The following is a 1,411-nucleotide window of genomic DNA, read 5'->3' as shown; positions in this document are numbered from 1 at the left end:
GTGTATAGCTCCTTGCCGTCGTGACTGAGGGTGAACGCGAACATCGACCGCGCCTTCTCTCCCGGATGCTGGGTGATGCTGGCGTGGAACACCTGCTTGCAGTTGTCGAGTTCGACGCCGTAAATGTCCGCGTAGTGGTTGTTCAGCACGTAGGCGGTCTTGCGGTCCGGTGACAACTGAATGGTGCCGGGGCCAAAGGCGTCCGGCAGTTTGCAGGTCTTGTACAGACTGTCGGTTTTAAGGTCGATGACGTTCAGGTTGTTCGGGTAATTGGTGGTCAGCATGTACTCGTGACCATTTTGAAGCACAGTGTTTTCATCGGCCAGAACACTGAGTGAGCAGATACTCAGGAGGGCAGAAGCGGCCAGGCCGCAGGCATTGATGCGAAGCATGCTGGAATCCTTCTTCGGTCCGATTACTTGTCTTTAGGGAACACGGTGCCCAGGTTGCGCCAGCTCTCGTTGGAAGCTTGGGCGTCCTTGTTCCAGTCCGGGTAGGTGCTCATCATGTCCGGCACCTGGGCCGGCCACCAGCAAGGGTCGGAACAGCCATAAAGGTCAGCTTCCATCGGCTGGCACAGCGACGACACACCGCCAAAGGCGTCGATTTCCCAACCCGGATCGGTGGTCGAGGCGCAGCCGGCGACGGAACTCATGGCCACCACTTCTTCGATACGGTTTTCGGCCGCGGCCTGATCGAGCTTCTGCGCTTTGTTATTGATTGCCTTGAGATGTTTCATATCAGTGAGCCTTGCGCGGAGTGATGTAACTGCTGATAAACGCAGGGTTGTGAGCCATGATCCGGGTGTAGACCTCAATGCCGAAGTCGACCCAGTCACGCATCAGTTCGCAGTAGTGATAGGTCGGATGAGTCGGGTCGCCATAACGGGCGTAGCTCTCGTGGTAGCAGCCGCCGGAGCACAGGTTGCGGATCTGGCAGTCTTCGCAGCCGGTGTTGGTCCGGTCCAGGCGCTGGGACAGGAAATCGTTCAACTCAACCTGTTTCACGCCGCTGTGGACGTTGCCGAAGGTCGGCAATGACGAGCCGGTGAAACGGTGGCAGAGGTTGAGTTCGCCCTTGTGATCCACCGCCAGCATCTTCAGCCCGGCGCCACACGGCAGGGCTTTCTTGTGGCCCTCGTGGATGTCGGTGATCAACTGGTGCAGGTTGGAGAAACCGATGTTGCGATGCTCCAGCGCCGCTTGCAGATAACGCCGGCCGAGTTTTTTCATGTTGGCGAAGACCTCGATCAGTTCGTCGCTCGACAGGTTGAAGCTGCTGATGTCACCCGAGGTCACCGGGGCAAAACCGACTTCGGCAAAACCCAGCTCGTTGAACAAGTGATCCCAGATGGTTTCGACGTCGGTGACGCCAGTGGTCAGGGTCACACGCGCGCCGACCGGGCGGCTGT

General features: G+C 58.4%; 2 protein-coding genes and 1 pseudogene. All 3 read right to left on the bottom strand.

Annotated elements, in window-relative coordinates:
* Positions 1-392 (bottom strand): annotated as a pseudogene (locus tag AC1DH9_RS29195) (quinohemoprotein amine dehydrogenase subunit beta); the annotation flags it as partial.
* A 23-nt stretch (positions 393-415) separates the two neighbouring features.
* Positions 416-739 carry a quinohemoprotein amine dehydrogenase subunit gamma gene (gene qhpC / locus AC1DH9_RS29190; RefSeq protein WP_054596428.1) on the bottom strand — a complete coding sequence of 108 codons (324 nt, stop codon included), beginning with the start codon at positions 737-739 and terminating at the stop codon, positions 416-418.
* Between the two features lies 1 nt (position 740).
* Positions 741-1,411 (bottom strand): SPASM domain-containing protein (locus AC1DH9_RS29185; RefSeq protein ID WP_477809340.1); only part of this gene is annotated, 671 nt, incomplete at its 5' end.

The organism is Pseudomonas sp. 05T35, from assembly GCF_056396605.1.
Note: the sequence above shows the minus strand (reverse complement) of the source record. Positions and strands in the feature narration are given on the sequence as shown.

Coding starts and splice junctions, on each gene's coding strand:
- qhpC (WP_054596428.1), bottom strand. CDS start 739: ATGAAACATCTCAAGGCAATCAATAACAAAGCGCAGAAGCTCGATCAG.